Consider the following 24,506-nt stretch of genomic DNA (forward strand, 5'->3'; position numbering starts at 1 on the left):
TACTCTCCTTTCGTCCAAACACGAAAGTAATCGATTCATTTTTTATCTTCTACTAATCTGGTATTAAATGAACAGACTAATCCTCTTTGCGTTTTGCAGTTAATAAAGCTGCTGACAAGGCCAAGGTAACACCTGCCAAGAAAACAGCTGTTTCTGACTGTTTTTCACCAGTTTCTGGCAATCTCTTGTCTTCCTTAGCAACTTGAACTGGTGTTTCTGGAGTCTGAACTTTTTCTAACGAACTTAGTTTAAACTCTGGTTTTTCTACTGTCGGTGCTGGTTGATTACCTACTGTAGCTAGAATACCACGGTACTCTGGAAGTTTATGTTCTAGAGCCATTACAGCATTAACGCCACCCTTAAATTCAGGTTTCTCAACACTTGGTACTGCTTGATCTCCTACTGTGGCTAGAATTCCTGTGTATTCTGGAACTTCATTTACTGCTGCTTCTACAAAGTTAGCACCTCCTTTGAATTCTGGAACTTCATTGACTGGAGCAGGCTCCTCGCCTTTACTACTTGAAATAGATGCTTTCACTCCTACTTCAACAATGCGATCCTGAGCCTTTCTTTCTTCAGAATGAACAAGACTTCTAGTAGTACCCAAAACTTGAATATAGTCAACTTTTTCTCCATCTTGTCCTTCAGAAACGATACGACGTTGACCTTGAGCAAGTTCAGGGTTTTCACGAATAACTTCTTTAAACGGAAGCGGAGTCTTTTCAATTTCCAAACTTGGAGTTTCTACTACTAAGTTCTTAACGCCTTCTGTTGGTGTTGTTTGGAAGGTAGACTTAAAGTGTAAACGATATTCTTTCACCAGATTTCCATCTTTGGAAACAAGACGAACCAGTGTTGGAAGATTGGCATTTCCAGAATCCACAACTGTAACTACTCCATGTCCACTAGTTGTTGCAGTGACTTTTGGTTTTGAACCCATTGTTGTTAGAGTGTAATCTGTCACATTTGGATCAAAGTTTTCCAATGCTTTTCCGTCAATCGAAATAGTCGCTGATGGTGTTTCCACTTCTGCTCCCTTGCCTGCAGAGTAGGCTGTAAATTCTACAAGTGCAAGACCATTGGTAGTAGCCTTACGAGTCATGCGAGCACGAATTGCTGTCGTTTGAACCGGATCAAAATTAAACTCGATTGGTTTACCAGCTACTAATTCTCCAGAAGCTTTGTAAGGAATAGGTGCCCAATTTTCTGCCTTGTTGAATGGATGGTCAGCATTTTCTTCATAACGAGAAATCGTACTTGGTTCTGTAAAGGCAGGGCCAATATATCTTTCTAGAACCATTTTCTCTGGGGCATCTGTTCCACTATCTTTAAAGAACTGAATAGCTACTTTTCCAATAGATTGGGTGGCAATTTTACCGTCCTTCTTAAAGAGTAGTCCGACAGAAGTTTCTTCATTTTTCGGAGTACGAGACCAGTTTGTCCAACGTCCATCTTCATTGTATTTTCCATCATTGATATAGAAAATTCGATCATGTGAAGCTGCTTGTGTATCGTTCGTTGTCGAAGCAAAGGCTTTAGAATCCGTTTCATTGTTGCTTGGATTTTCTGAAATGACTTGATTTCCTTTAGAAACAACTGTCACCTGCATTTTAGTCGTTAGATTTGTACCAATGACATGACCGGTAATTTCAAATGTTCCCTCATGCTCTGTTGCATGTTCAGGAATAGCATCCCATTTCACTGCCAGTTTATCTGTAGTCCAAGTAGTTGAAGTTGGGTAATAAACAGTGACTTCTGAAGGAAGTTGAAGAGCATCTCCAACATTCAAGATTTTAGCACTATTTTCTGCAGCAAGAGGTTGACTAGTTTCTCTCTCATCATTGCGGAAGATTCTATATTCTTTCAATACCGTACCATCTTCTGCTTTTAAGATGAGACGTGTTGCACCTTTTGGACTGGTTGCAGGAACAACTGTTACCAAACCATTATTGCTAGCTGTTGCAGTGATTTCTTTGCTAGATTGAGGAATATAGTAATCGGTCTTAGATGGATTAAAGTGTTCAAGATCCTTGCCATCTACCTTGATAGAAATCTCTGAACTTGTAGAGCTTACTACCTTGTTTCCAAGGACAGTTAGCTCTGTCAGACCAACACCTGAAGTTCCATCAGCCTTCTTCATACGAATACGAACAGCGTAGGTTTCGACCTTATCAAATGTGAAGTGATTTGTTTGAGTTGCAGATAGCTGACCTGGAGCATGCAAGTTCTCAACTGCTTTCCAATTTTCTGGATTATTAAATGGATGATTGCTATCTCGTTGCGCATGACTGACATCACTTGGTAAATCTGGAATTTCTTTACCTACATAATATTCAACTACATATTCTTTTGGAAGACCAATTGCTCCATCAGTATAGAAATCAACCGACAAATTGTTGACAAAACGCTTCGTCAAGTCTCCTGAATTACCAAATAAGATAGAAGCCCAGTCATTATCAGTATTTGTTCTCCAAGTAGTCCATCTATTTTTAGCATCTGATGGCGTTCTTGATACAGTCAAATCGTTCAAGGTGTTGGCTGTGTCATCTCCTCCTGTATTGGATACAATGGCAGCTGGTAATTGTGAACCTGTCCATTGTTTAGAGATATTATTTCCAGCAACCACTTGACTAGATACTCGAACATGAGCTTTAGTTGTCAGATTGCTACCTACTAAACGACCATTGATTTCATAGACCCCTTCAGTTTGACTAAAGTTGGCTGGAACCTGATCCCAAACAACATCTTTATAGATAGTTGTTCCGTTAGAATGGTAAGCCCGAACATTAGCTGGCAATTGAACCGTCTCACCCTTAGGTACTGTGAGACTGATTTCCTCTGCAACTTGCAATCCTTCAACCGTTACAGTCGCTTGAGCTTCAATATCTGTGCCTTCCACATGTCCTTTAAGCGTAAAGCTATGATAGTGCCCCAACTCTTTTTCATCTACCTTATCCCAAGCTACAGATACTTTGCGTGGCAAGCCCTTATCAAATTCTGCTCCAACTTCTTTAGGTAGATTCGGTTGCTGATTGATATCTGTAGAAACAGACACAGGATGAAGTTTCACAATCTTCTTGCTGACTTTATTTTCTTTAATCACCACTTCAGTAGTTACAGATTCTGTTTTCTCTGTTTGATTATCGATTCGAGGTGTCAAAGTCACTCTTCCCTTAGTATAGAGCAATAGATTCTGACCATTCACCTCAAGATGTCCCCCATCAGATGATTTAGCTTCTAAGTGAATATCTGAAGCCGAAAACTCTGTTTGTGAACCATCCTCATAACGACCAATGACGTGATAAGTTAATACTTGATCTTCAGTGGCAGTTTCTTTTCCTTCTACAACCACTTCCAAACGTTTCAAAGCAGGAGCTTCCTTCACAAACTGAATTAAGTAAGTTTGAACCAAGTCACCCTTTTGGTCACTCAAGAAGACAGAAGCCTGATAACCATTATCAGCAGAAGCTTGCTGAACAGTTACTTGATACCCGGTAGTCTGAGCTCCAACACTTGGAATAGTTGCAGTGTAAGGAAGGGATACACGGTAATAGGTCTTGCCAGACTCAAAATTCTCAAGAGCTTTATCCCCAACAGTAAGTCCTGTAATGCTACTTGTTGTTTCCTTACTACTTGCGATAAAGGTTGCAGTCACTTCACGGTCGTCATCTACCAATTTACCAGTAGCCTCCGTACGTCCACCTTCCTTGTTCAAAGCAGCAGGGTCTTTCAAGGTCCAAGAAACAACATCAGTATAAATCAAGCTACCATCTGTCAGAACAGCTGTGACCGTTTTATCCAAATCAGCCGCATTCGTTCCAACTGGGACTGTAGCAACTTTTGGTAACCATCTATCTAAAGCAATCACTTTAACAAGTGCCTCAGCTTTAGTTTCTAAACCTTCTACACGTCCAGATACTTTTTTCTCACCTGCGCTTGTAAGCAAGTCAGATGGCATTTCCCAAGTTACAGTCTTTTCCTCAATACTACCATCACTATAAATAGCTGTTACTGTTTGAGGTAATTCAGGATTTGTCGTCACATCAGTTGTTGCTTTTACAGGAGCAAAGGCTACAAAGTGACGATTTTCTTTCTTACCAGACACCGTTGCGACCGTTGCGCTATCAGATGTCAAACCAGCAGAATCTGCATAAAGAGTAAATTTACCTTCTTTTTCTGTTGATTTTACAATGACAACCCCTTTACCATTGAAAGCACGTCTTTGCCATGTTCCATCTGCTTGAGCTTTGTAGCGTTCACGACTAGCTTGTTCTCCATTATCCACACCAACGATTTGTCCCTGACCATGAAGATTGAAATGAACAAGATTGTTAGCTGTAGGAACCACATTACCATCGCCATCAACAATTTCATAATGGATGTAGGATAGGTCCTTTCCATCTGCAGTGATAACATGCTCTTCTTTAGTCAGACGAACTCTTGCTGGCTCCCCAGCAGTTGTCACACTATCACGCGCAATTTCGTTGCCATTTTCATCTCGAGCAATCGCAGTCAGTGTGCCTGGTTGGTATTTCACAAGCCACTCAAGATACAATTCACTTGGTTTAGCTCCCTCATGATATGGACGTCCATCTTCTGTCCTTTTCTTAGTAAATTCCTTTTTACCAAGCGACTCTCCATTTAAGAACAATTCGACGCTTGCAGCATTTGAGAAGGTACGAACCGGAACCTTTCCATCAATCAGCATCTTGCGATCCTTAAGGGTCTCTTCAGTCCAGTTCCAATGTGGTAAAATGCGAACAGTTGGCTTTTCTTTAGCACTATACCATTCACTACGGTAAAGGTAGAAATCATTCTTTGGTAAACCAGCTGTATCAATAATACCAAAGTAAGAGCTCTTGACAGGTGTACTATCTTGGTTATGCCATGGAGTCGGTTCTCCAATATAGTCAATTCCTGTCCAGATAAATTGTCCAGCATAGCCAGCACGATCACGGTCAAAAGTCCATGATTCAGTAGCTGTTCTTCCCCATCCAACACGGTCATTACCATAGTCAGATTGTTCATAGTGACGATTTGGACGATTGTCATGTCCAAGGATTTGAGCAGGGTTATAATAAGAATCACGCGTCCTAGTAGCTGAAGAGGTTTCAGAACCATAAATGAGCCAGTCTGGATGCGCTCTACGAACAGCATCATAATTACGTTCACCATAGTTCATACCGACAGCATCCATAATTTCTGCGAGTTTCAAGAAATCACCTGTCGCTGCACGACTAAATTTGTTTTCCCCCATGGTTACATAACGCTCAGTATCAATCGCTTTGATAACTGCCTTCAAGCGTTTAGCAGTTTCGATAGAACGAGGACTACCATTTGCCTCCTCTACTTCATTTCCAAGAGACCACATGACGATAGACGGATTGTTCTTATCACGTTCTACCATTGTTCTGAGATCAAAATCAGACCACTTCTCACCCTTCTTAGCCTCCGGATGAGTTGCATCTTGATCAAAGAACCGTCCATAGTCGAAAGTCTTCTTGCCACCATACCAAGTATCAAAAGCTTCCTCTTGAACCAAAAGACCTAAACTAGCTGCAGCATCAAGCAACTGAGGACTCGCTGGATTGTGGGTTGTTCGAATAGAGTTAACCCCCATATCTTTCAAGAGTTTTAATTTACGATAGGTAGCCTTATAATTCTCTTCTGCCCCCAAGGCTCCATTGTCATGGTGAATACTTACTCCGTGGAATTTCATGCGTTCACCATTCAGAGAGAAACCTTCCTCAGCAGTCCAATTGAAATAACGGTAACCAAATGTATCTTCTGTTACATCAACTAGTTGACCTTCTTTATAAACCTTTGTTTTCAACACATACAGTTGAGGATGATAACTTTTTGTCGTCCAAAGAGTTGGTTTATTAACTAGGATTGTTTGTCTGAAATCTGCAGTTTCATTTTCTGCTAAATTCTTCGTTTCAGAGCGGACTAATTCTGAAACAACCTTACCTTCCTTAGTAAAAATTTGTTGTTCCACAAAGACTTTAGCAGCCTTCTTATCCGTATTTTTAATCTTACTTTGAACCTGTGTTTCAACATTCCCTTCTTTTTGCTCAGCAAGTTTTGGAGTAGTGATATGATTACCATTTTCGGCAACATGGACTTTATCACGATAACTAAGGGTTACATCACGATAAATCCCACTTCCTGAATACCAACGACTACTTGGTTGCTTATTGGTCACTTGAACAGTAATTGAATTTTCACTACCATCCTTGTTTAAAAATTCTGTGATATCATATGAAAAATGATTATAGCCACTTGGATAATGTCCGACAAATTTACCATTTACATAGACTTTTGAATCCATGTAAACCCCATCAAAATTGATACGAACATCCTTATTCTTGTCAGCTTCATTTAATGTGAAAGTCTTACGATACCAAGCTGTTCCACCATTTAACTGGCCACCCTCATTACGCGCGGGAGATTTGTGATCAAAGTCAAAATAAATACTCCAATCATGAGGAAGATTCAATTTAGACCAATCATGAACATCCACATCTTTTTTTGAAAAATCTCCTTGGGCATTTAGTTTAAAATACCAATCTTTATTAAAATCTTGTTTTCGTTCCGATAATAGCTGTTTTTCCTTTTCAACTTCGGCTTTGTTTGACTCTCTAGACAGCACTTGCGATTTTTCAGAAGAAGATTTGATCTCTGTGTCTGCTTTCACTTGGTCCTTTTCAGAAGTTTTTTTAGAATCCTCTTTTACTTCTGTTCCAGCTTTTACTGCAGATTCAACAGGCTTTGGCTTTGCCTCTTCAGATTTCTGTTTGTCCTCAACCTTAGTTCCTTCTTCTACTTTATTTGGAGTTTCCCCTTTAGGACTAACCAATTCACGACTACTCTCGTTAGTAGGTGTAGTAGGTTCTGTATCCTTAGTCACTTTGTCTTCTGCCGATTCAGCTTTTGGTTTTACAAACTCACGCCCACCATTCTCATCAGCCTTTGCAATAGCAGCTACCACATCATCGGGAAGCTTATCTAAAGGTTGAGCTTGATGAACAGTTGTTTCTTCTGTTTTAGCATTGGATGAATCCACCTCCTCAGCTTGTACAGCAGAAATACCAAATATACTAGCCCCAATCATTACAGATGCCGCACCTATTGCAAATTTACGAATGCTATAATGACAACGTTTATCAAAAAGTGTTTTGTTCATTAAAATCCTCATTTCTTTTTCTTGATACAAAGTAAGCGTTTACTTTATTTTAAAAAATAACCTCCTTCTGAATACACAAACAAGTACCAAGTTTTATAATGTATTTTATATATTAAATATATCAAAAGGCACCTTAAATTGCAATTATTTTCCATTAATTTAACCCAATAAAATGATATATAAGAAGGGGGCATTTAAAAGGAATAGTTGCAATGAAAATAGCTTTCGGTTCTAGACTCTTTCTACTACAAATTGAATTCCATTAATATCTTTTTCAAACTTCAAATTTATAGTTTATAGACTGCATTACTCTACATAAAAAGAAGGCGAACCTCCTTCTACACTATTTTCCCTTAAATTCCGCAAAAGTCTGTAAGATTTTAGCAGCAACTGCTGGAGAAGGAGCTCCTTTTATCTCTAACGTGTCATCTGCATATGGAGTAAGACCAGCAAAATCTCCTATCTGGACTGAATAGAGCGACGTTTTAAACAGTTCAATATCGTTTTGGTCATTGCCAAAAGCGATGAAGTTCTCCCCACATAACTTTTCAACAGTTGTTGCCTTATAAGTATCCAAGGGATTAACATAAAGGCACTTTTCATGCGCATGATAGGAGAGATGAGCCTGTCCTAGTCTTTCTAGCTGACCAAGCAGATCATCAAGCAAATCCTCGTGGTCACCCATATAAACGACTACCTTAATCGGAGTCCCTAAGTCCTCGAGTTTCTGATGACGAGCTACCTTTAGGGGATCCACACTGGAAATAAATGGAATCTTCTCTACAATCTGACCACTATAGTCAAAGCAATCATCTACAAAGAAAGGGAGATTATAAGTCTGGCAATAATCCACTAGCGCCTGATAAACTCTAGCATCGAGATTCCTTTCGAAGATAGCCTGCCCCAGATGATAGGCTACGCCACCATTCAATCCTATGACCAAGCGCTGACTGAGTTCAGGGCCTAATAAACCCAAACAATCCCGATAAGAGCGGGCTGAGGCAAACACAAGCTCATGTCCATAATCTTCAGCCTTTAAAAGAACCTGCTTAATCTCCTCATCTATGGTCATGTAGTCAAAAGATAGCGTTCCATCCAGGTCAAATACGAATTTCATCTTTCTAGTCCTTATTTAGTGTTCGAAGCGCTGCCTGATAGGTTTGCTCCATTAGCATGGTAATAGTCATAGGACCAACTCCACCAGGTACAGGTGTGATGTGACTAGCAAGTGGTGCAACAGCATCATAATCAACATCTCCACAAAGCTTGCCATTTTCATCTCGGTTCATCCCAACGTCAATGACAACCGCTCCTGGTTTGACGAAGTCAGCAGTCACAAACTTGGCGCGACCGATTGCAACGACAAGGATATCCGCCTTAGCAGCCACTTTGGCAAGATGATGGGTGCGTGAGTGGGTCAAGGTCACTGTTGCATTTTTAGCCAAAAGAAGCTGAGCCATCGGTTTCCCAACGATGTTGGAACGACCGATAACAACCGCATTTTTACCTTCTAGATCAATCCCATATTCATGAAACATTTCCATAATTCCTGCAGGTGTCGAAGGAATCATAACTGGATGACCAGACCAGAGGCGACCCATGTTTAGGGGATGGAAACCATCCACGTCTTTTTCGGGGTCAATGGCTAATAACACTGCCTCTTCATCGATATGTTTTGGCAAAGGTAATTGAACTAAAATCCCATGCCAAGCTGTATCTTGATTGTATTTGGCAATCAAGTCTAACAATTCAGCTTGGGTAATGGTCTCTGGAACTCGCACGACTTCACTACGGAAGCCAGCAGCGAGAGCTGACCGTTCCTTGTTGCGAACGTAGACTTGGCTGGCAGGATTGTCCCCCACCAAAATCACTACCAATCCTGGAACTAGACCTGTTTCTTCTTTTAGTTTGGCCGTCTTTTCAGCCAACTGTCCTTGTAACTTAGCTGCAAGAGCCTTCCCATCAATAATCTGTGCCATATCTCTTCTCTTTTCTATCAAATATCCTCTATTATATCAAAAAATAACTCGCCATTCTAACACTTCTTGCCTAATGGACCTTATAGTCTGAAACTATAAGAAAAAGCCCTTATCGAGCTTTTATGCCTATTTATACTAGGTAAACTTGTCACGCTTTCTTTTTGACTTTTGGAGCCGGTAAGACTTCATACATCTCCTTGATTAATCTCATTAGAAATGATTTATCTTCAATGTCTTCTATCAAAATCATCTCCTTAGCTCCTTCATAAGGACATTCAAGCCTAGTCTGTCCCAGTTGATCCAAGACCAGCTTCACAGGCTTCAGTAACAGACGATTATCGTAGATTTCTCCAATAATCTTTCCACGATAATAAAGAATATACTCTCCCATCATTGGACGATAACTCATCTCCTCTGACTCTGATAGCTGTTCGAGAATAAAATCTAAATACTCTTTACTGGATGCCATGATGCCTACTCCATTTCTTCTAAAAATGAGGTCTTACAAAACCTTACTCAAAAATTCCTTGGTCCGTTGTTCTTTTGTTTGATCGAAAATCTCCTCTGGTGTTCCATCTTCGACAACAACTCCATCCGCCATAAAGATAACACGGTCTGCTACCTCACGCGCAAAGCCCATTTCATGAGTCACAATCACCATAGTCATCCCTGACTTGGCAAGGTCTTGCATAACAGCTAGAACTTCTCCAACCATCTCAGGATCTAGGGCTGAAGTCGGCTCATCAAAGAGCAAAACATCTGGTTCCATAGCAAGTCCACGTGCAATGGCAATCCGTTGCTGCTGACCACCTGACAAACTCTGAGGATAGGCCGTCGCCTTATCTGGCAAGCCAACTTTTTCTAACAGTTCCTGTGCTCTTTTCTCCGCAACTTCCTTGCTTTCACCTTTGGTTTTAATTGGTGACAAAGTGATATTTTCCATCACTGTCATATTGGGAAAGAGGTTGAATTGTTGGAATACCATCCCCATCTTTTCACGCATAGCAAAAAGATCATTTTTCTTATCTGTGATATCAACTCCTTCAAAGATAACCTTACCTTTACTTGCTTCTTCAAGGAGATTCATCGAACGAAGGAGGGTTGATTTCCCGCTCCCTGACGGACCGATAATGACCACAACTTCTCCTCGTTTAATCTCAAGGTTAATGCCTTTTAAAACTTCATTTTTCCCAAAAGACTTATGTAGTTCTTCAATTTTAATCAAGGTTTCTGTCATTATTTCTTGTCTCCTTGTCCAATATGTTTTTCAAATGCTTTCAACGCCACTGTCAAAACAGAGGTCATAATCAAATAGTAAAAGGCTGCAAATAAAAGGGGAGTCAACGGTAAATAAGTTGTTGTCGCTACTGTCGTTGCACCATTCCACAACTCCATCACCCCAATCGCTGACAAAAGCGAACTATCCTTGATAATGGTAATAAATTCATTTCCCAATGCTGGCAAAATATTCTTGATAGCTTGTGGCAAGATAACATAACGCATGGCATTTTTCGGACGAATACCAAGAGAGTAAGCGGCCTCTAACTGCCCTTTAGGAACGGCATTGATCCCCGCACGAACAGTTTCTGAAACGTAAGCACCACTGTTCATAGAAATAATCAGAATACCAGGAATCAAACGAGAAAGATCAACTCCTAAAATTCCCACTTGAATAGTCGGAGCATTGATATGCATAAGAGCAAAGGCAATCATTATTTGAACCATCATAGGCGTCCCACGGAAGATCCAAACATAGACATTTGCAAACCAAACGAGCGGTTTAAAGCGTGAACGTTGGGCAAAGGCCAGTAACACACCTATAATGGTCCCTAAGCAGACAACAAGGATGGAAATCAATACGGTAATCAGAGCACCATAGTTAAAATACGGTAAATACTTTGGTAAAAAAGAAAAATTCATATTCAATCAACTTTCTATGTATTAGATTGTATGATTATAACATAAATTGAATTAAAATGCAATCTTTTTTCTCTAATTTTAACAATTAACTTGATAGAATAGAGAAATAGAGAGAAATCACAGTTTTTTTCTAGTCAACTACCTCTTGTTTATGGTAAAATAGAAACGATAAGAAATGGAGGAGAATCAAAATGGAATCACATTTGGTTAGAATCATTAACCGCCTAGAAGCAATGACAAAAGATGGTGGAAATCTAAAACGTAATTTTGAACGTGAAGGTGTTGTTGTCGCAGAAGTTGCATACAGCCACGACGAAGAAAACGGATCACTCTTCACCCTTCGCGATGTAGAAGCTCGTGAAACTTATACTTTTGATAGCATTGATTTGATTGCAATGGAGATCTACGAACTCCTTTACTAATATAAAAACAACGGGCAGTAAGGCCCGATGAATGAGAATCCTTTTTGTCACCACAAATGGGATTTTTTCTTACCTTCAATGTCGCTGGATTCTCCATAAATCCTTCTTTTAAAAACGACCACTTCCCAATCTTTTTACTTGCTTTACGCCTTAATCATGCTATAATGAGAGTATAAAACTTTGACTATTCTTGACCTTTTTCTTAGACCAAGAATAAGAATGAAATGAGGTAGATGTATGCTCTGTCAAAACTGTAAAATTAACGACTCAACAATTCATCTGTATACCAATATCAATGGACAGCAAAAGCAAATTGATCTCTGTCAAAATTGCTATAAAATTATCAAAACAGATCCAAATAATACCCTCTTTAAAGGAATGACTGACTTAAATAATCATGACTTTGATCCATTTGGCGACTTTTTCAATGATTTGAACAATTTCAAACCTTCTTCTAATAACGTCCCTCCAACTCAATCTGGTGGAGGATATGGAGGAAACGGTGGTTATGGACCTCAAAACCGCGGCCCACTTCAAACACCTCCTAGCCAAGAAAGAGGACTCCTTGAGGAATACGGTATCAATATTACTGAGATTGCTCGTCGGGGAGATATTGACCCTGTTATCGGTCGAGATGAGGAGATTATCCGCGTTATCGAAATCCTCAACCGTCGAACCAAGAACAACCCTGTCCTTATCGGAGAACCAGGTGTTGGTAAAACAGCCGTTGTCGAAGGTCTAGCTCAGAAGATTGTCGATGGCGATGTTCCCCATAAACTTCAAGGCAAGCAGGTCATCCGTCTGGACGTGGTCAGTCTAGTCCAAGGAACAGGGATTCGAGGCCAATTTGAAGAACGAATGCAAAAGCTCATGGAAGAAATTCGCAAACGCGAGGACATCATCCTCTTTATCGACGAAATCCATGAAATTGTTGGTGCAGGATCTGCTGGCGATGGCAATATGGATGCAGGAAATATCCTCAAACCAGCCCTTGCCCGTGGTGAATTACAAATGGTCGGTGCCACTACTCTCAATGAATACCGTATCATTGAAAAAGATGCTGCCCTAGAGCGCCGTATGCAACCTGTCAAGGTAGATGAACCAACTGTCGAAGAAACCATTATCATCCTCAAAGGGATTCAAAAGAAATATGAGGACTACCACCACGTCAAGTACACAGACGCGGCCATTGAAGCTGCTGCAAATCTTTCCAATCGCTACATCCAAGACCGCTTCTTGCCAGACAAGGCTATTGACCTGTTGGACGAAGCTGGTTCAAAGATGAATCTGACACTGAACTTTGTTGATCCTAAAGTGATTGATCAGCGTTTAATTGAAGCTGAGAATCTCAAAGCTCAAGCTACACGAGAGGAAGACTTTGAAAAGGCTGCTTATTTCCGCGATCAGATTGCCAAGTACAAAGAAATGCAAAAGAACAAGGTGACCGATCAGGATACTCCAATCATCAGCGAGAAAACTATTGAACATATCATTGAGCAGAAAACCAATATCCCTGTTGGAGAACTCAAAGAAAAAGAACAGTCTCAGCTTATCCATCTAGCAGACGACCTCAAGGCCCATGTTATAGGTCAAGATGAAGCTGTCGATAAGATTGCCAAGGCCATCCGTCGTAATCGTGTTGGACTTGGAACTCCCAACCGCCCAATCGGAAGTTTCCTCTTTGTCGGACCAACTGGTGTCGGTAAGACAGAACTTTCCAAACAACTAGCCATTGAACTCTTTGGCTCTGCTGACAGCATGATTCGCTTTGATATGAGTGAATACATGGAAAAACACAGTGTGGCTAAATTGGTCGGAGCCCCTCCAGGTTATGTCGGCTATGATGAAGCTGGTCAGTTAACGGAAAAAGTTCGTCGCAATCCTTACTCACTTATCCTTCTCGATGAGGTCGAGAAAGCCCATCCAGATGTGATGCACACGTTCCTTCAAGTCTTGGACGATGGTCGTTTGACAGATGGGCAAGGACGAACAGTTAGCTTTAAGGATGCTATCATTATCATGACCTCAAATGCTGGTACGGGTAAGGCCGAAGCCAGTGTTGGTTTTGGAGCTGCTCGTGAAGGACGTACTAATTCTGTTCTTGGTGAACTCGGTAACTTCTTTAGTCCTGAGTTTATGAACCGTTTTGACGGCATCATCGAATTTAAACCTCTCAGCAAGGACAACCTTCTCCAAATCGTCGAACTCATGCTAGCGGATGTCAACAAACGCCTCTCTAGCAACAATATCCACCTCGATGTGACTGACAAGGTCAAGGAAAAGTTGGTTGACTTGGGATATGATCCAAAAATGGGGGCGCGCCCACTCCGCCGCACCATTCAAGACCATATCGAGGATGCCATAACAGACTTCTACCTTGAAAATCCAAGTGAGAAAGCCCTCAAGGCAGTCATGACAAGCAATGGCAATATTCAAATCAAATCTACAAAGAAAAGTGAGAAAACAGAAGAGATTGCTTCTGAAATAGAAGAATAATTCTATATAACAAGTGCAGAAAGTCCATCATTTTCTGCACCTTTTTTTACTAAAATAAATGTAAAACCTTGACAGCTAGCGCCTCGTCCATTATGATAATAATAAAGATACTAGAGAATGAGGAAAATGCAATGGCAAACCCAACTTTTGGTGAAAAAAAAGAGAATGTGACCTACCAGCCCCGCTATGGTGTGTACGCAGTTATTCCTGATGCGGAGAAAAAACAAATTGTCCTAGTCCAAGCTCCCAATGGGGCTTGGTTCTTGCCAGGTGGAGAGATTGAAGCAGACGAAGATCATCAAGAAGCACTGAAGAGAGAACTAATCGAAGAACTTGGCTTTACAGCTGAGATTGGAACCTTTTATGGGCAAGCTGATGAGTATTTCTACTCTCGCCACCGTGATACCTACTACTACAATCCAGCTTATCTCTATGAAGCTATTTCTTTCCAAAAAGTACAAAAACCATTGGAAGATTTTAATCATATTGCTTGGTTCCCTATTGATGAAGCAATTGAAAAACTCAAACGTGGTAGCCATAAATGGGGAATAGAAGCTTGGAAAATCCAGCATGGAATTGGCTAAAATACACGATTTTATCCAAAAAGTGCTATAATAGAGTTAGAAAATCGGAGGAACTGTTATGAAGCTTATCAATACGACAAACTCACACTCGCAACTTGTAAAAAGCCAATTAGAAAGCACAGACGCAACTCTTGTCGAGGTCTATTCTGCTGGAAACACAGATGTAGTTTTCACACAAGCCCCGCTTCACTATGAAATCCTCATTTCCAACAAACACCGTGCTATTCGTGAACCTGAAATCGAAACCATCCAAGACTTCTTCTTGAAACGTAAAATCGACAAAGGAAGCATTGATGAAGCCAATATCAAGACGCTTTATTCAGATAAATTGATTGAGATTTCAATCCCTGTAAAATAAGAAAACCAGCCAAAAGCTGGTTTTCTTTTGCAAAAAAGATTGGTAGTGCACAACTACCAATCTTTTAGTTTTATTTCACAGCTTCTTTTAAAGCATCTACCTTATCCAGATGTTCCCATGGAAGGTCAATATCTGTACGTCCCATGTGTCCATAAGCCGCTGTTTGACGGTAAATTGGGCGTTTGAGATCCAGCATTTGGATAATTCCTGCAGGGCGAAGGTCAAAGATTTGACGCGCTGCTTTTTCAAGCTTGCTTTCAGCTACTGTTCCTGTACCAAAAGTATCGATACGAACGGAAACAGGCTGGGCCACACCGATGGCATAGGCCAATTGCACTTCTGCCTTCTTAGCAAGACCTGCTGCAACGATGTTCTTGGCAATGTAGCGAGCCGCATAAGAAGCTGAACGGTCCACTTTAGTCGCATCCTTACCAGAGAAGGCACCTCCACCATGACGAGAGTAGCCACCATAGGTATCCACGATGATCTTACGACCAGTCAAGCCTGAGTCCCCTTGAGGTCCACCGATTACAAAGCGACCAGTCGGATTGATGACGAATTTTGTCTGTTCATCCAAGTAAGAAGCCGGGATCACCTCTTTGATAACCTTGCTAATCACATCATTGTGAATTTGTTCATTGCTAACTTCTGGATCGTGCTGAGTTGAAATCACGACTGTGTCCACACGTACCGGACGGTCATTTTCATCATACTCAACTGTAACTTGTGATTTAGCATCTGGACGGAGATAGCTGATTTCACCAGACTTACGAAGTTCTGCCAAACGACGAACTAGCTTGTGGCTGAGTGAGATTGGCAATGGCATGAGTTCTTCTGTCTCATCCACCGCAAATCCAAACATGAGCCCTTGGTCTCCAGCTCCAATCAAGTCAAGCGGATCTTGATCTGCATTTCCACGAACCTCCAAGGCTTCGTTAACCCCTTGGGCGATATCTGGTGACTGCTCAACAAGCGATGGATGAACTCCAACTGTTTCCGCAGAAAAACCATACTCTGTATTGGTATAACCAATCTCTGCAATGGTATCACGAACCACACGGTTAATATCCACATAAGCATGTGTAGAAATTTCACCAAAAACATGGACGGAACCAGTGTAGACAGCTGTCTCAGCAGCAACGTGCGCCTCTGGATCCTTTGCTAAAATAGCATCCAAAATCGCATCTGAAATTTGGTCTGCAATCTTATCTGGATGCCCCTCAGATACAGATTCAGACGTGAATAATTTACGTTCTGACATAAAAATGTCCCCCCTTAAAAAATATTGTTATAGAGTTACAAAGTACTGATAGGAAAACTACTAGTAATGAATACCTACCACCTTATCGGGACTATATAACCTTATCATTATACCACTTTTTACTTTTTTTTGCAGTATTTTCTCGAAATCGAAAAAAGAACCTTACGGCTCTTTTCTCGTCATAAAATTTCGGCTTGTGCTCCATAATACAGAAGGTCATACCTATGCTTATCTGCATACTTCATCTACAAACTACCTATTTTTTTATGACAATGTTCTTACCAACAATCTTCCAGTTAGGTTTACTGTTCCTTAGACTTTCTATTGCTTACAGTTAAGCCAAGTCCAGCCATTAGGAGGCCAAGTCCTACAATACCATAGTTCGCTGTATCATTACTTCCTGTATCAGGGAGTTTCGTCACTTCTTTTTTATAAGCTGTAGCTACTGGAACTGTGGTATTTGGAGTCGCACTTCCTGTCTGAGCAATAGGTAGTGTTGTACGACGTTCTAGGTAAAATTGGTAATTATCTTTCGTTACCTTGTAATTGTGTCCTTCAGTCACAGTTTCAACAATCCATGTAGTTGCATCCTTAGTTAAAGAATCAGCCAAGTTACGATTAATATTCATTAATCGACCTTCAGATACAAAATCTTTATAGCTAATATCGGTCCCTGTCGAAGTTGCAACAATTCTTTCGATTTTTGCGGCTTTCAAAGACGCAAGAGTATTCGCCATCGTTGGAATTGAAGGATCCTCCTTCATTGGAGCATCTGTCAACAATACGACAAACTTTTTATTTTTAGGTGACTTAGACCAGTCGTAGGTTGAAACAATTTGTGTAAGAGTAGGTGTAGATGTTTCAGGGAAATCTCCACCATGTGCAAGCTTAATGCCTGCTAAGGCTTTTTCAAGCTCAGCTGGGTCAGAGGTAAAATAAGATTCATTAAATTTTGTTAAAATTGTACCCTCATCTGCTAATCCACCTATACGTCCATATACTTCATCACTAAAGGTAGCTAATCCAAAACGTGCTGCTACTCCATCTTTAGCAAGATTTCTTGCAAACTCATTGATATTGTTACGGACAGTGTCAATAGTTCGAGACATAGATGCTGAACGGTCAACAACAAAAACGATATCGGCAGAGTTAGATTTTGAAATCGTTCTTGTCGCTTTCTTGATTTCGACTGTAGTTGTTTTATCAACACGTTCATATTGGGTATAAGAATTTCCATCTTCATCTTTGCCGCTCACTGTACTCTCAGTTGTTTCAGTCTTTGGAGCAGGAAGTTCTTCGCTTTTTACAGGTGCCACTTCTGTCTTTGTGACTTCGACTGTTGCAGTTTCTTCATGAATCTTTTGATCACCTTCTTGGCGTTCTTTCACGTCAATAGGTGAAACCTTCTTAGAAACATCAACAAGCTCTCCAGGTTTTGCATCTGATTGGTTAACGACTGGTTTCGCCTCATCAGCTTTAATTTCTGCTACAGCAGCTTCGACTGCCGATTTATTTGCTTCAGTTTTCTTTACTGTTTCAGTTGCAGCAGATTCCGCTTTTGTTGTTTCATCTGCAGACACTTGTCCGACCTGAGCAAAAGCAAACAAAATTGCTACAGAAGCCAACCCAACTTTCATTTTACGGAATGAAAAACGTTGTTGTTTCATAAATGATTTATCCATAAAAGTCCCCTTTTCTTTTCACGGATCATATTATATAATCCGATTGTTTTATAGTATAATAACACAATTTTGTATAGTTTTCAATTTTTTTCCTTACGATTTCAATAAAATATCGGTCTAAAAAAGGTTTTAAAGCAATTACTGTTTTATAAATCAAATTATTTAAAATATATAATTATTATCTCCTTTGAATAGTTCAGAAAATAAAAACTCAGTAGAATCAGGTGATTCTACTGAGTTTTTAAAATGTTTGGCGTTTGGCTTTTCGCTCTGCACGCCCACGTGCGCGATTTTCAGCACGCTTGGTTTTGCGGCGTTTTTCATCCACCGCCCATTGAATCTTCTTCTTATAGCCTGGTTTGACCTTTTTCTTTTTCTTTTTAACCAAGCCAATCATTTCAATATCAAGCTTATCCTGCTTCTTTTCACGATTAGCACGACGATCACGGTCATAAGTATCTTGAAACTCTCCGTCTTTGACCATCTTAGGAGTAAACTTGATCCCTAATTTCTCCAACTCACGGATATCCGAGTCATCACTAGGCTGGTAAAGGGTAATCGCTGTACCAGGCAGTCCGTTGCGCCCAGTTCGTCCAACACGGTGAACAAAGAAAGACAAGTCTTGCGGAATGGCATCATTGATGACATGACTGACACCTTCAATGTCAATTCCACGCGCTGCCAGGTCTGTTGCAACAATGTACTCAAAATCAAGATTTTTCACCTGATTCATGATCCGCTTACGTTCACGAGGGGCAATATCTCCATGAATCTTAGCAACCTTCAATCCTTGAGCAGTCAAGTAGGCATGTAACTCATCAGCACGCGTTTTTGTGTTAACAAAAATCATTGCTAAATAAGGCTGCATCAACTGGGTCAGCTCGTAAATTTGAGCATTCTTGTCGCGGCCCTTGGTCGAAATCAACCAATTATCAATGGTATCTGAGATAACTGTCTTAGTCTTGATTTTTTCCATGACAGGATTTGACAAGTATTTTTTCAAGAACGGTTGCAATTTTTGTGGAATAGTTGCTGAAAAGACCATGAATTGCAAGTCTTTTGGAAGGCTCCCTGCAATCTTATCAACGGTTTCCAAGAATCCCATATCCAAGGTCATATCGGCTTCATCAACTACAAAGGTCTTGGCCTTGTGAATAGCCAAATCACCAGATTTGACCAAGTCATAGATACGACCCGGTGTTCCGATAACGATATGAGGCTGGTTGCTGGCAAGTTTCTCAATCTGACGCGTCTTATCCGTACCACCCACATAATTAACCACACGAACTTCGATATCTGAGTGAGCTGCAATCTGACGAGCTGCTTGGTAGATTTGAGTAGCCAACTCACGACTTGGTGCAGTAATGACCGCTTGCACACTATCGCTAGTTTCATCTAATTGCTGGAAAATGGGTAATAAGAAAGTATGAGTCTTTCCTGAACCTGTTTTTGACTCGCCCACCAAATCACGACCCGCCAAGACAATAGGAATCAACTTTTCCTGAACTTCGGTAGGAGTCGTAAACTTCAACTCCTCCAATGCCTTTTCTATATAGTTTTTAAACTGAAATTTCGTAAATGACATATTATCCTCGATTCTATCCTTTCAATTATACCATATTTTATCCTATTGCAGTAGTCCCATTTGAGTCTCAGTCCTGTAGTAAAGATTCGAATAGATTAAAAGGTTGAAACTCTCTGGTTCCAACCTCTTTCATTATTTCCAAGTCAATACAGCATTCAAACCATAATGATCACTGACTTGTGGACTATTTTGGCCATCAAAAACTACTTGTAAACTCTCTACTTCTAACTCTTTGGTCGTAAAGACGTAGTCGATTCGTAGTGGCTCGGTATTACCTTTCCAGCCATCAATTTCTGGTGGAACGGTATAGCTACCACTTCTTTCTTTCGCAACTTCAAACGCGTCTTGTAATCCTAATGGGCTAGCTAAAATCGCTTGATAGCCTTCCTGACCAGCTGGATTATTAAAATCACCCGCTAAAATTAGAGGTTTGTTCAACTCTTTTAGTACAGCCTCAAATCGTGCCCATTCTTCTTGGAAACCTTTATCCCACCAAGAGAGATGAACGCTTGCAAGAGCAAGTTCCTTATCTTCAACCTCTGTCTCAGCCAAGGCAACGCGACGAGTATGGTAGTCCGTTGGATCATCTACATCTGATACTAAAATCTCACGCGCCTTAATAGGTGTTTTGGATAAGATGGCTACGCCTTCATGGTAGCGGTCATAGCCAACATGATTGTAAGCCCAAGTCCAGTAGTAGTTTTTCCCTTTCTCAGACAATTTTTCAACTAGAAGTCGGACATAGTGGTCCTGATGAATGGGTGCTGCTGATGGTAAAGCTTGATAGTGATTGTTAACCTCTACCTCAGGCGAAGCCATTTCTTGATTGATCTCTTGGAAACAAATCAAATCATAATCCTTATCAAGAATGTCTTGGAGTAAGATTTGGAATTTTTCCTCTGCTTCCTTCTCCATCCAACTGTGGGTATTGAGTGTTAGAAATTTCATGCTTTTCTCCTAAAACAAGAGGTTGGAAAACAGCTTCCAACCCCAAGTATATTACAATTCTACTTTAGCAACTGCTGTTTTAGCTGCAAGAGAACCCGTTTGTTCTAATTTAACTGATTTGAGGACATCACCATTTGTGAAGACAACCACTGTTGATGTTTTACGTCCTGCTTCTCGAATAGCATCCAAGTCAGCTGTAACAAGAAGATCACCAGCAACCACTTTTTGTCCTTCAGAGACATGAACAGTAAATGGTTTTCCTTCAAGACTTACTGTATCCAAACCAATATGAACAAGCACTTCAAGACCTGAGTCAGTGACAAGACCAAGAGCGTGTTTTGTTGGGAAGATACTTGATACAGTACCAGTAACTGGAGATACAATGTTGCCATTTGCTGGCTCTACTGCAAATCCATCACCCATCATTTTTTGAGCAAAAACTGGATCTTCCACTTGTTCTAAAGCAACAACTTGACCGTCAGCTACTGAGTAAACTTCCTCAGTTACACCTTTGAAATGGACAGTATTTTGTTGAGTTTCTGTCATTTGACTTGGAAGAGTTTCAGGAATTACTTCACCTGAGTCAAGGATATCTTGGATATCAGATTTCAATACGTCAGCTTTTGGTCCGTAGATAGCTTGGACACCTTGTCCTTTCATGACAAGCCCCATAGCTCCTTCTGCTTTCCATTGTTCCTCAGTACCAACGCGATCTGCGTCTTTAACAGTTACACGAAGACGAGTCATACATGCATCCACATCTACGATATTTGCACGACCGCCAAGAAGGTTAATGATATTTACGGCTTGAGAAGCTGCTGCAACTTTTGGAGTTCCAGGAGTTGCTTCTTCTGATGCTCCTTCAGCTGTTTCGTAGTTTCCGTTACGTCCTGGAGTTGCGTAGTTGAATTTTTTGATCATGAAGTTGGCAATGAAGTACATGATAACCGCAAAGAGAACAGTTACCCAGATAAAGTTAACGATATCCATACCAATACCAGCATTAATTGCCAATGGTGTACGAGTCAAGAATTCAATTGAACCGAATGAGTGGACACGAAGGTGAACAATATCTGCCATAGCAAAGGCAGCACCTTGAACTACTGAATAAACAAGGTAAAGCGGTGTTGCGATGAACATGAACATATACTCGATAGGTTCAGTAACCCCTGTCAAGAAGGTTGCAAGAGCTGTCGCAATCATCATACCCTTGTATTGGTGTTTCTTGTCAGCATCAACATTGCGGTAGATAGCAACGATGACACCCATCAAGATACCAAATGAACCGATCATTTGTCCAACTTTGAAACGAGCTGGAGTGACTGTTGTAAGAAGGTGTTGGTATTGGTCGGCATTTGAACCTTTAAGGTTAACAAGGTCCGTTACCCAAGCAAGCCAAAGTGGATCTTGACCAAATACTTGTGTTCCTTTTGCTGCACCGGTTAACACTTCGTATGTTCCACCAAGAGCTGTGTAGTTCATTGGGATAGTCAACATGTGGTGAAGACCGAATGGCAAGAGCAAACGTTCCAAAGTACCATACAAGAATGGTGCAAGGACTGGAGCAGTTTCTTGTGAGTTGGCAATCCAAATACCGAAGTTGTTGATACCTGTTTGAACTACTGGCCAAAAGGCAGCAAGTAGAATTGCAGCAATAGCTGAACGAAGAATAACGACGAATGGTACGAAACGTTTACCATTGAAGAATGAAAGGGCATCAGGAAGTTTACGGAAGTTGTAGTATTTGTTATAAGCTGTTGCCCCAACAAAACCAGAGATAATCCCTACGAAAACCCCCATGTTAAGAGCTGGTGCCTCAAGAACGCTGATAAAGTAGTCAGCAACCTTGATTGAACCACCAAAGAAGGTAGTAACCATTGCTTCAGGGTTTTTCAACATATCACCTGTAACACCGAAGATAGCACCTGTGATACGGTTAATCAAGATAAATGCAAGTCCAGCTGCAAATGCACCACCTGCACGTTCTTTTGCCCAGCTTCCCCCAATAGCAAGGGCAAACAAGATATGAAGGTTACCGATAACCCCCCAACCAATTTGCTCAAGGATTCCACCTGTAATCACTAGAGGAGCAAGGTTTGGGTCGATCATCACGATTGATTTACCGATTGAGATCATCAATCCCGCCGCTGGCATAACGGCGATAACCACCATTAAAGCCTTACCGAATTTTTGCCAAAATTCGAAAGACAAGACATTTTTGAATGTAGCTTTCATCATTCAAATCTCCTTTATTTTATTTAGGCAAACGTTTTACGAAAACGTTTGCATTTGGTTATGTATTAATTATACCACTTTTATTTTTTTTGTAAAGGCTTTTATAAAAAAATTGTCTATTTTTTTTAATTTTTAAAAAGGAAAAAGAGAAGTTTACAAAAACTTCTCTTTTAAATATGTATTATTTTTCTGATTTGTACTGCAATTTGCATTTAAATCCAACTAGATCTTCAAGAATCGACGCATCGAAATCCCTGAACCAATTGAACCAATGAAAATTCCGATTATAAATAATAGGACTGTCATCAGAGGGATAAACACATCTGGCGTAATCATTGACAAGTTTTGACCTACCAAGGATTTATTGACCGATTGATAAACCATATTGTAAACAAAGAATACAAGGACTGAAGGAATCGCTGCACCAAGCAAGCCAATAAAAGCACCTTCTAGCAAGAATGGACCACGGATATAGCCATTTTTCGCTCCTACCAGACGCATGATCTGAATCTCACGACTACGTGAAATAATGGTGATACGGATGGTATTGGAAATGAGGAAGACTGCGATAAAAATCAAGAGCCCTGCAATAACCAATCCCCAAACACGGATAAAGGAAGCTAGTTCAAAAAGTCGTTGAGTGTTGGCTCCACCATCTTGAACTTCTGAAACTCCCTCGATTTTCTTAGCTTCTTCAGCTACCGTTTTAACATCACTCGGAGAATTTGTGTCGACGATATAAGCATCATAGAGAGGGTTTGCATCCCCTTCAAAGACCTTCCAATCGTCACCCATTGTTTCCGTTAGTTTTTCGTACTGTTCTTCTTTACTTGAGAAGGTAACACTCTTAACAGCAGGTATAGCTTTCAAAGCATCATAGACCTTGTGGTAGTCATTGTTGGTAACTGTCTGACCTTCTTTTACAATCGTCTCACTGTTATCAGCTACATCCTTACGAATGTAAACCATGACTCGAACGTTGTTTTCAATATCGGTAGCCAGTTTCGCTGTATTAAAAATTACAGATGCAAACAGGGCAACGAGTGTTAAGGTAATCATAACCGAACTTACTGCTGCTACTGTCATCCAGCCATTTCGTTTTAAACTTTTTAATGATTCAAATAAATGGCGAAAAAATCTACTAATCATCGTATCCATATTCTCCTTTAGCTTCGTCACGAACGACACGGCCATTTTCAATGGCAATGACACGGTGGCGCAAGGTATTTACAATCTGGCTATTGTGAGTCGCCATCAAGACAGTAGTACCTTGGAGATTGATGCGTTCCAACAGATTCATAATTTCCCATGAATTATCTGGGTCCAAGTTTCCTGTTGGCTCATCGGCAATCAATACTTTAGGATTGTTGACAATCGCACGAGCAATCGCAATCCGTTGCTGCTCTCCACCTGAGAGTTCATTAGGGAAAGAGCGAACCTTATGTTTCAAACCGACCAGGTCCAATACTTCCATAACACGTTTTTTGATGTTGCGACGGCTCTCACCGATTACTTCCATTGCATAGGCAATATTCTCATAAACAGTCTTCTTAGGCAAGAGTTTGTAATCCTGAAAGACTACCCCAACACTACGACGTAGAAGTGGGACATCTTTCTTCTTAATTTTAACTAAATTAAAGCCTGCAACTGTTAGGCTTCCTTTTTCGATCTTTACTTCTCGGTATAAAGCTCGAATAAAGGTTGACTTACCTGCCCCAGAAGGTCCTACGATATAGGCAAACTCTCCTGGTTCAATGGTAACAGATACTCCACGCAGGGCAGTCGTTCCATTGTCATACTTTTTGACAACATCTCTCATTTCAATGATTGACATATGAGTTCCTTTCTAT

Annotated in this window: 17 protein-coding genes; 4 read left to right on the forward strand and 13 right to left on the reverse strand. The window is 40.6% G+C overall.

Annotation, left to right across the window (positions count from 1 at the left end):
* Window positions 1–76: 76 nt before the first annotated feature.
* The 6 genes from D8844_RS00920 to D8844_RS00945 all read right to left on the reverse strand — a co-directional run bounded on the left by D8844_RS00920 (window position 77) and on the right by D8844_RS00945 (window position 11,085).
* Entirely contained in the window at window positions 77–7,186 is a 7,110-nt protein-coding gene (locus tag D8844_RS00920) for an SIALI-17 repeat-containing surface protein (protein ID WP_125421173.1), read from the reverse strand.
* 343 nt (window positions 7,187–7,529) lie between these two features.
* The gene (locus D8844_RS00925; protein ID WP_125421176.1) at window positions 7,530–8,303 is read right to left on the reverse strand and encodes an HAD hydrolase family protein; all 774 of its coding nucleotides are present in this window, start codon (window positions 8,301–8,303) and stop codon (window positions 7,530–7,532) included.
* A 4-nt stretch (window positions 8,304–8,307) separates the two neighbouring features.
* A complete protein-coding gene (locus D8844_RS00930; RefSeq protein ID WP_000057229.1) occupies window positions 8,308–9,165 on the reverse strand; it encodes a bifunctional methylenetetrahydrofolate dehydrogenase/methenyltetrahydrofolate cyclohydrolase in 858 nt (285 codons plus the stop codon).
* Window positions 9,166–9,313: 148 nt separating this feature from the next.
* Window positions 9,314–9,634: a TfoX/Sxy family protein gene (locus D8844_RS00935; RefSeq protein WP_125421179.1), complete on the reverse strand. Its 321-nt coding sequence runs from the start codon at window positions 9,632–9,634 to the stop codon at window positions 9,314–9,316.
* Between the two features lie 33 nt (window positions 9,635–9,667).
* On the reverse strand, window positions 9,668–10,402 hold the full coding sequence (locus D8844_RS00940; protein ID WP_000140925.1) for an amino acid ABC transporter ATP-binding protein: 735 nt from the start codon (window positions 10,400–10,402) through the stop codon (window positions 9,668–9,670).
* On the reverse strand, window positions 10,402–11,085 hold the full coding sequence (locus tag D8844_RS00945) for an amino acid ABC transporter permease (RefSeq protein WP_001011622.1): 684 nt from the start codon (window positions 11,083–11,085) through the stop codon (window positions 10,402–10,404). Before D8844_RS00945 ends, D8844_RS00940 begins: the two co-directional genes overlap by 1 nt.
* A gap of 191 nt (window positions 11,086–11,276) precedes the next feature.
* Between D8844_RS00945 and D8844_RS00950 the strand changes: the two genes are divergently transcribed.
* The 4 genes from D8844_RS00950 (at window position 11,277) to D8844_RS00965 (ending at window position 14,945) form a co-directional block, all read left to right on the forward strand.
* A complete protein-coding gene (locus D8844_RS00950) occupies window positions 11,277–11,507 on the forward strand; it encodes a DUF1797 family protein (RefSeq protein ID WP_000443577.1) in 231 nt (76 codons plus the stop codon).
* Between the two features lie 237 nt (window positions 11,508–11,744).
* Window positions 11,745–14,003 carry an ATP-dependent Clp protease ATP-binding subunit gene (locus D8844_RS00955; RefSeq protein ID WP_125421182.1) on the forward strand — a complete coding sequence of 753 codons (2,259 nt, stop codon included), beginning with the start codon at window positions 11,745–11,747 and terminating at the stop codon, window positions 14,001–14,003.
* Window positions 14,004–14,134: 131 nt separating this feature from the next.
* Window positions 14,135–14,587, forward strand: a complete 453-nt coding sequence (locus D8844_RS00960; protein ID WP_125421185.1) for an NUDIX hydrolase — start codon at window positions 14,135–14,137, stop codon at window positions 14,585–14,587.
* Between the two features lie 58 nt (window positions 14,588–14,645).
* Window positions 14,646–14,945 carry a DUF1827 family protein gene (locus D8844_RS00965; protein ID WP_000767208.1) on the forward strand — a complete coding sequence of 100 codons (300 nt, stop codon included), beginning with the start codon at window positions 14,646–14,648 and terminating at the stop codon, window positions 14,943–14,945.
* 70 nt (window positions 14,946–15,015) lie between these two features.
* Here D8844_RS00965 and metK read toward each other — a convergent pair whose 3' ends face one another.
* From metK to ftsE, 7 genes are all read right to left on the reverse strand, one after another.
* Window positions 15,016–16,206 (reverse strand): methionine adenosyltransferase, encoded by a 1,191-nt coding sequence (gene metK / locus D8844_RS00970; protein ID WP_125421188.1) that lies wholly within the window; start codon window positions 16,204–16,206, stop codon window positions 15,016–15,018.
* Window positions 16,207–16,508: 302 nt separating this feature from the next.
* The gene (locus D8844_RS00975; RefSeq protein ID WP_125421191.1) at window positions 16,509–17,888 is read right to left on the reverse strand and encodes a VWA domain-containing protein; all 1,380 of its coding nucleotides are present in this window, start codon (window positions 17,886–17,888) and stop codon (window positions 16,509–16,511) included.
* A gap of 241 nt (window positions 17,889–18,129) precedes the next feature.
* On the reverse strand, window positions 18,130–19,473 hold the full coding sequence (locus D8844_RS00980) for a DEAD/DEAH box helicase (RefSeq protein ID WP_125421194.1): 1,344 nt from the start codon (window positions 19,471–19,473) through the stop codon (window positions 18,130–18,132).
* Between the two features lie 132 nt (window positions 19,474–19,605).
* Window positions 19,606–20,421: an endonuclease/exonuclease/phosphatase family protein gene (locus D8844_RS00985; RefSeq protein WP_125421197.1), complete on the reverse strand. Its 816-nt coding sequence runs from the start codon at window positions 20,419–20,421 to the stop codon at window positions 19,606–19,608.
* A 51-nt stretch (window positions 20,422–20,472) separates the two neighbouring features.
* The gene (locus D8844_RS00990) at window positions 20,473–22,659 is read right to left on the reverse strand and encodes a PTS transporter subunit IIBC (protein WP_125421200.1); all 2,187 of its coding nucleotides are present in this window, start codon (window positions 22,657–22,659) and stop codon (window positions 20,473–20,475) included.
* 219 nt (window positions 22,660–22,878) lie between these two features.
* Window positions 22,879–23,805 carry a permease-like cell division protein FtsX gene (ftsX, locus tag D8844_RS00995; RefSeq protein ID WP_049504944.1) on the reverse strand — a complete coding sequence of 309 codons (927 nt, stop codon included), beginning with the start codon at window positions 23,803–23,805 and terminating at the stop codon, window positions 22,879–22,881.
* On the reverse strand, window positions 23,798–24,490 hold the full coding sequence (gene ftsE / locus D8844_RS01000; protein ID WP_000022275.1) for a cell division ATP-binding protein FtsE: 693 nt from the start codon (window positions 24,488–24,490) through the stop codon (window positions 23,798–23,800). The genes ftsX and ftsE overlap by 8 nt, the downstream gene beginning before the upstream one ends.
* Between the last annotated feature and the right edge of the window lie 16 nt (window positions 24,491–24,506).

It is taken from the genome of Streptococcus oralis, assembly GCF_003942875.1.
GTDB lineage: Bacteria > Bacillota > Bacilli > Lactobacillales > Streptococcaceae > Streptococcus > Streptococcus oralis_BX.

What these genes read in the sequence shown, in the direction of transcription:
- D8844_RS00965 (WP_000767208.1), top strand. Translation starts at nt 14,646, where the DNA reads ATGAAGCTTATCAATACGACAAACTCACACTCGCAACTTGTAAAAAGC.
- D8844_RS00930 (WP_000057229.1), bottom strand. Translation starts at nt 9,165, where the DNA reads ATGGCACAGATTATTGATGGGAAGGCTCTTGCAGCTAAGTTACAAGGA.
- D8844_RS00950 (WP_000443577.1), top strand. Translation starts at nt 11,277, where the DNA reads ATGGAATCACATTTGGTTAGAATCATTAACCGCCTAGAAGCAATGACA.
- D8844_RS00990 (WP_125421200.1), bottom strand. Translation starts at nt 22,659, where the DNA reads ATGATGAAAGCTACATTCAAAAATGTCTTGTCTTTCGAATTTTGGCAA.
- D8844_RS00955 (WP_125421182.1), top strand. Translation starts at nt 11,745, where the DNA reads ATGCTCTGTCAAAACTGTAAAATTAACGACTCAACAATTCATCTGTAT.
- ftsX (WP_049504944.1), bottom strand. Translation starts at nt 23,805, where the DNA reads ATGATTAGTAGATTTTTTCGCCATTTATTTGAATCATTAAAAAGTTTA.
- D8844_RS00985 (WP_125421197.1), bottom strand. Translation starts at nt 20,421, where the DNA reads ATGAAATTTCTAACACTCAATACCCACAGTTGGATGGAGAAGGAAGCA.
- D8844_RS00940 (WP_000140925.1), bottom strand. Translation starts at nt 10,402, where the DNA reads ATGACAGAAACCTTGATTAAAATTGAAGAACTACATAAGTCTTTTGGG.
- D8844_RS00935 (WP_125421179.1), bottom strand. Translation starts at nt 9,634, where the DNA reads ATGGCATCCAGTAAAGAGTATTTAGATTTTATTCTCGAACAGCTATCA.
- D8844_RS00920 (WP_125421173.1), bottom strand. Translation starts at nt 7,186, where the DNA reads ATGAACAAAACACTTTTTGATAAACGTTGTCATTATAGCATTCGTAAA.
- D8844_RS00945 (WP_001011622.1), bottom strand. Translation starts at nt 11,085, where the DNA reads ATGAATTTTTCTTTTTTACCAAAGTATTTACCGTATTTTAACTATGGT.
- D8844_RS00975 (WP_125421191.1), bottom strand. Translation starts at nt 17,888, where the DNA reads ATGGATAAATCATTTATGAAACAACAACGTTTTTCATTCCGTAAAATG.
- metK (WP_125421188.1), bottom strand. Translation starts at nt 16,206, where the DNA reads ATGTCAGAACGTAAATTATTCACGTCTGAATCTGTATCTGAGGGGCAT.
- ftsE (WP_000022275.1), bottom strand. Translation starts at nt 24,490, where the DNA reads ATGTCAATCATTGAAATGAGAGATGTTGTCAAAAAGTATGACAATGGA.
- D8844_RS00960 (WP_125421185.1), top strand. Translation starts at nt 14,135, where the DNA reads ATGGCAAACCCAACTTTTGGTGAAAAAAAAGAGAATGTGACCTACCAG.
- D8844_RS00925 (WP_125421176.1), bottom strand. Translation starts at nt 8,303, where the DNA reads ATGAAATTCGTATTTGACCTGGATGGAACGCTATCTTTTGACTACATG.
- D8844_RS00980 (WP_125421194.1), bottom strand. Translation starts at nt 19,473, where the DNA reads ATGTCATTTACGAAATTTCAGTTTAAAAACTATATAGAAAAGGCATTG.